The sequence below is a fragment of the Cytophagia bacterium CHB2 genome (assembly GCA_030263535.1).
GTDB lineage: Bacteria > Zhuqueibacterota > Zhuqueibacteria > Zhuqueibacterales > Zhuqueibacteraceae > Coneutiohabitans.
In genome coordinates this window covers 1-5535 of sequence record SZPB01000401.1, presented here as the reverse complement: position 1 = coordinate 5535, position 5535 = coordinate 1, and the positions used below count along the sequence as shown (strand labels likewise).

General features: G+C 53.1%; 4 protein-coding genes. All 4 read left to right on the top strand.

Going from position 1 to position 5535, the window contains the following annotated elements:
- On the top strand, window positions 1-1888 hold a 1888-nt coding region (locus tag FBQ85_25910; protein ID MDL1878569.1), incomplete at its 5' end, for a polysaccharide biosynthesis tyrosine autokinase.
- Window positions 1889-1918: 30 nt separating this feature from the next.
- Entirely contained in the window at window positions 1919-2878 is a 960-nt protein-coding gene (locus FBQ85_25905) for an NAD-dependent epimerase/dehydratase family protein (protein MDL1878568.1), read from the top strand.
- A gap of 43 nt (window positions 2879-2921) precedes the next feature.
- A complete protein-coding gene (locus FBQ85_25900) occupies window positions 2922-4379 on the top strand; it encodes a sugar transferase (GenBank protein ID MDL1878567.1) in 1458 nt (485 codons plus the stop codon).
- A 178-nt stretch (window positions 4380-4557) separates the two neighbouring features.
- The coding region (locus FBQ85_25895; GenBank protein MDL1878566.1) for a UDP-glucose/GDP-mannose dehydrogenase family protein at window positions 4558-5535 on the top strand (978 nt) is incomplete at its 3' end.

Genomic DNA, 5535 nt, shown 5'->3' with positions numbered 1-5535 from the left:
CGTGGAAATTCCGCTGCGCACCGGCGATGTGTTTCGCGCGGCAAGTGACACCATTTCAGTGAACGGCATTTCGTTTCAATTGGCCGATCCCCAAAAGTTGCCACAAAAAGTAACCTTTGTCGTCGCGCCTTTCAAGAAGGTCGTTTCCTCGCTGCAACAGCGCGTGCAGCCGGGGCTTAATCAGAGCTTAACGTTGATGTCGGTGAAGCTGACAGACAATGATCCCTACGTTGTGACGCAAACGGTAAACAGCCTGGCGAAGCTCTATGTTGACAAAAGCAGAGTCGTCGGCGCCGGCGAGGATACCAAGCAATTGGAAACCCTGCAGGAACAAGTACGGCAGGCGCAACGCGATTATGATGAAATCGATCAACGCTATACCGAAGCCAAGCGCCGCGCGGGCGGCAATGTGGGCGGAAATCGCTACGAGGTGACCGTCGCCAAGCTCTCCGAGGCAGAAAAAAAGCTCGAGGTCTTAAAACAACAACGCGACGGCTTGAAAGAACTGCTTGATCGCGCCGCCAACACGCAAGTGAGCAGCGTGAGCGGAGTTGAGCGTGAAGCGATTAGTTACGTTTACAAAGGGATTGCGAATCATTCGCTTTTCGACAACAACGCTTCAATGGTTGTGGCGCGGCAGCGCTTGAGTGATTTGGAATCAAGGCGGGCGGACGAGTTGCGCAGCAAAACGGAACGGCACCCGGATGTGATCGCCCTGGAAAATGAGATCACCCAGCTTTACGCTCAAATTCAATCCTCCGGCCGCACGAAACTCAGCAATCTGGCGCAAGAGATCAGCCGGCAGGGCCGCGAAGTAGCGTTGCTGGAAGGGCAATTGGGCAGCCTCCCAAATGTCGAGTCAACGTTGTTGGGACTGGAACGCCAGTGGAAGCAAAAATCGGATTATCTGCAAAGCCTGCAGGAGCAATTGCAAAAGGGCAAAATTGCGGTGACTTCGGATAAATCCGATATCGAGATTTTGGACCCCGCGATCGAACCGGAATATCCGGTGAATCGCAACAAGAAAGCGAAAGCCGCGACCGGTGGCGTCGCCGGCTTGCTGCTCGGCATGTTTGTTGTCGTTGCGCTCGAAGCGCTAGATCGTTCCATCAAATCGGTGGATGACATCAAAGGCAATTTGAAATTAAATGTATTGGGCACGATACCGCAAATCAACTTCGGCGAGTACTATGAGTTTCAAGACCAGGAAAAAGCCAAGTTGATCGACCAGCAGTTGGTGACGCACGACTATGCCCCCACGCCGGTGGGCGAAGCGTACCGCTCGTTGCGCACGAACATCCTGTATTCCAAATCCGCCGGGCGCATTCAAACCTTCGTCATCACTTCCACCGCGCCGGGCGACGGCAAATCGTTTACCGCCGCGAATCTCAGCATCACCATGGCGCAGCAAAAGAGCAACACCCTGCTCATTGACACGGATTTGCGCCGCGGCGTTTTGCACAACACCTTTGCCGTGCCGAAAGAGCCGGGCTTCAGCAATTATCTGACCGGATCGGTACTCGCCTCGGAGATCATTCACGAAACGCATATCCCCAATCTCTCGGTCATCAGTTGTGGCTCGCTGATTCCCAACCCTTCGGAAATGTTGGGGTCGGTGCAACTGCGCCGCTTTCTTGATGAAATGCGCCGGCGCTATGATCTGATTATTTTTGACACGCCGCCGTTGAATGCCGCAACCGATGCCGTGGTGCTGGGCACGCAAGTCGACGGCGCCGTCATCGTGGTGCGCTCCGGCAAAACCAACCGCGAAGTGGCGCGCAAGAAAATCGAAATGTTTCAAAACGTGCAAGCCAAAATTCTCGGCGTGATTCTGAACGGCACCACGGTGGATTTGGCGCATGAGGGCTACAGTTATTATCAATATTGATCTCGGACTCATTCTCTTAAGGGCGGTGAGATGAACTGCTTGTTGACTGGAGGCGCAGGCTTTATCGGTTCACACTTGAGCGAACGATTGCTGGCGCAAGGCCAGACGGTCGTGAATGTGGACAATTTCAATGACTACTACGATCCGGAAATCAAGCGTCGAAATGTCGCGCCCCTGTTGCGGCAATCGAACTACACGTTGTTTGAAGGCGATATTTTGGATACCGCTAGCCTGAAAAAACTCTTCCGCGACTACAAGTTCGAAGCCGTTATTCACCTCGCGGCCCGCGCCGGCGTGCGGCCCTCGATTGCGCAACCGCTGCTCTATGAAAAAGTCAACATGGAAGGCACGCTGAATTTGCTCGAGCTGGCGCGCCAAACCGGCGTGTCTAAATTTATTTTCGGTTCGTCCTCTTCGGTTTATGGTGAAAACCCCAAGGTGCCGTTTTCCGAAAGCGATCCGGTCGATCATCCCATCAGCCCTTACGCCGCCACCAAAAAGGCGGGCGAGCAGATGTGTTACACCTATCATCACCTTTATGGCCTGCGCGTGAGTTGTTTGCGTTTTTTCACGGTGTATGGCCCGCGCCAACGCCCGGATATGGCGATTCACAAATTCACACGGATGATTGCCAACGGCGAGAAAGTGCCGATGTACGGCGACGGTTCGAGCAAGCGTGATTATACTTTTGTCGCGGATATCATCGATGGCATCGAGGCCGCAATAGCGCATTGCAATTCTTATCACATTTACAACCTGGGCGAGTCCCGCACCATTGATTTGAAGTCGCTGATCAATTTGATTCAGGAATACTTGGGCAAAAAAGCCGTCATTGAGCAATTGCCGCCGCAACCCGGCGATGTTCCGATTACATTTGCAGACATCTCAAAAGCGCAGCGCGAAATCGGTTACAGCCCTCGCGTGGATATTCAAGAGGGGGTGCGGCGCTTTGTGGAATGGTATAAGGAAAATCATCCCGTCGCTTCCTGAGCACGGATGGGATTGGCATTGCCCAGGAAGGTGAGGTCACGATATGGTTCGAGAGAAACAAGCGTTTCTCAGCAATTTGGTCAGAATGCTTGACGCGGCGGTGATCACACTCGCGTTCATCGCGTCGTATTTCGTCAGCTTCTACTTGCGTGAGGCGTACAACCTGGGTGAAATGGCATTCGCCGTCTCGCCCGATGTTGAAGGCTTGCTTTATTTCACCCAGAAAAACCGCGTTCTGGTGGGCTTCTGCTTGCTCATCTGGATCGCCACGCTGTCGTTTATCGGCGCTTACAAGGATTTCCGCACCAAAACGCTGGGCAAAAGCATCTGGCAAATTTTTCTAGCGGGTGTGGCGACTTTATTGATGGTGGGCACGCCGATTTTTGCGTTCAAATTATTCCTGACCAGCCGTCTTTTCATTGCCATCTTTTGGGCGAACACCGTCATTCTCCTGCTGATCGGGCGTTACCTGCTCAATCTCTTTTTGGATTATATCCATTCACGCGGCTATAATCACATCAACTTGCTGATCGTCGGCACCGGCAAACGCGCGCGCGATTTCATCCGCACGGTGAAATCGCATTCGAATTGGGGTTTGAACATCGTCGGTTTGATCGACGATGAGCACGGTATGTTTGGCAAGGAGATCGAGGGCTATCGCGTGCTCGGGCGCATCCAGGACATTCCATTTATCATTCACCGCAAAGTGATCGATCGCGTGATTTTCGTCGTGCCGCGCCTCTGGCTCAATCGCATCGATGAAGCGATTCTCGCGTGCGAACGCGAGGGCATTTCCACCAGCATTTCGATGGATCTTTACAACCTGCGCATCGCGACCGTGCGGCAGACGGATTTCAGCGGCTTTCCGCTGCTTGAGTTCGAAACCTTCAGCGCGCAAGCCTGGCAGTTGTTCGTCAAGCGCGTCATCGACGTCATTTTGGCGCTTTTTCTCATTCTGCTGCTTTCGCCGCTGTTCCTGCTCATTTCATTGGCAATTAAAATCACCTCGCGCGGGCCGGTTTTTTTCAAACAGCAGCGTTGCGGCATGAATAACCGGACGTTCACTCTGTACAAGTTCCGTTCGATGGTCGTCAACGCCGAAATGAAAAAGCGCGAGCTGGAGAAAATGAACGAAATGGACGGACCGGTATTCAAAATCAAACGCGATCCGCGCATTACCATGATCGGACGCATTTTGCGCAAATCTTCGCTGGATGAACTGCCGCAACTGTTCAATGTGCTGATGGGCGATATGAGCTTCGTCGGTCCGCGCCCGCCGCTCGCGGTCGAAGTCGAGCTTTACAAACAGTGGCAACGCCGCCGACTTTCGCTCAAACCCGGGTTGACCTGCATCTGGCAAGTCAGCGGGCGCAATCAAATCGGTTTTGAAAAGTGGATGGAAATGGATATGCAGTACATTGACAATTGGTCGTTGTGGCTCGATTTCAAAATTATGGCAAAAACGGTGTTCGTCGTGTTGTTCGGCTACGGCGCGAGTTGAAGCGTGGTCTAATGAATTTTGATCATCGCGCTTGGCAATTCGTTATTGCTCAGCCGCGGCTTGGCCATGACTGTACGAGAGCCGAGGGCGTTTGCCGTCTGCCAGTGAAGAAGCGCCGGCCGCCGTTTTGCTGCTGGTGAGTTTCTGTTCTACGTTTGAATATTGTTTGAGGATTGATATGCACATTTGCATGATCGGGACAGGCTATGTCGGCCTTGTCACGGGAACCTGTTTTGCCGAATTCGGCAATGATGTCGTCTGCGTCGATATTGACCAAACCAAAATTGCCCGGTTGCAAGCCGGCGAGATTCCAATTTACGAACCGGGGTTGGATACGCTGGTGGCGCAGAATGCCAAAGCCGGACGGCTGTCATTCACCACGGATTTGAAGCACGCGGTCGAAAACGCGCTCGTGATTTTCATTGCGGTCGGCACGCCACAAGCCGAAGACGGTTCTGCCGACATGCGCCATGTCGAAAACGTCGCCAAAGACATCGCGCGCTACATGAACGGCTATAAAGTCATCGTCAACAAAAGCACGGTGCCGGTGGGCGCCGGCAAATTGATCAAAAAGATCATCCAGGAGAATCAGCCTGCACCAATACATTTTTCCGTTGTTTCAAATCCCGAGTTTTTGCGTGAAGGCTCGGCCATCGAAGATTTCATGCGGCCGAATCGCGTTGTCATCGGCGCAGAAGACAGCGAAGCCATGGCGATTATGAAAGATTTGTACTCGCCGCTGTATTTGATCGAAACGCCGATTGTCATGACGAACCTCGCGAGCGCCGAATTGACCAAGTATGCCGCCAATGCGTTCCTGGCCACCAAGATCAGCTTCATCAACGAAGTGGCGAACGTTTGCGAACGGGTGGGCGCAGACGTGCATGATGTTGCCAAGGGCATGGGCCTGGACAATCGCATCGGCGCGAAATTTCTGCATCCCGGCCCCGGTTATGGCGGCTCCTGCTTTCCAAAAGATACGCGCGCCTTGTTGACCATCGCGCAGCAACATGATTACCGCTTTCAAATCGTCGAAGCTGCGGTGGCAGTGAACGAACAGCAGCGCCGCGTCATGATTCAAAAGATCAAACATATCACAGGCGGCGTCAAAGGCAAAACGATTGCCTTTCTCGGCCTGTCGTTCAAGCCGAACACC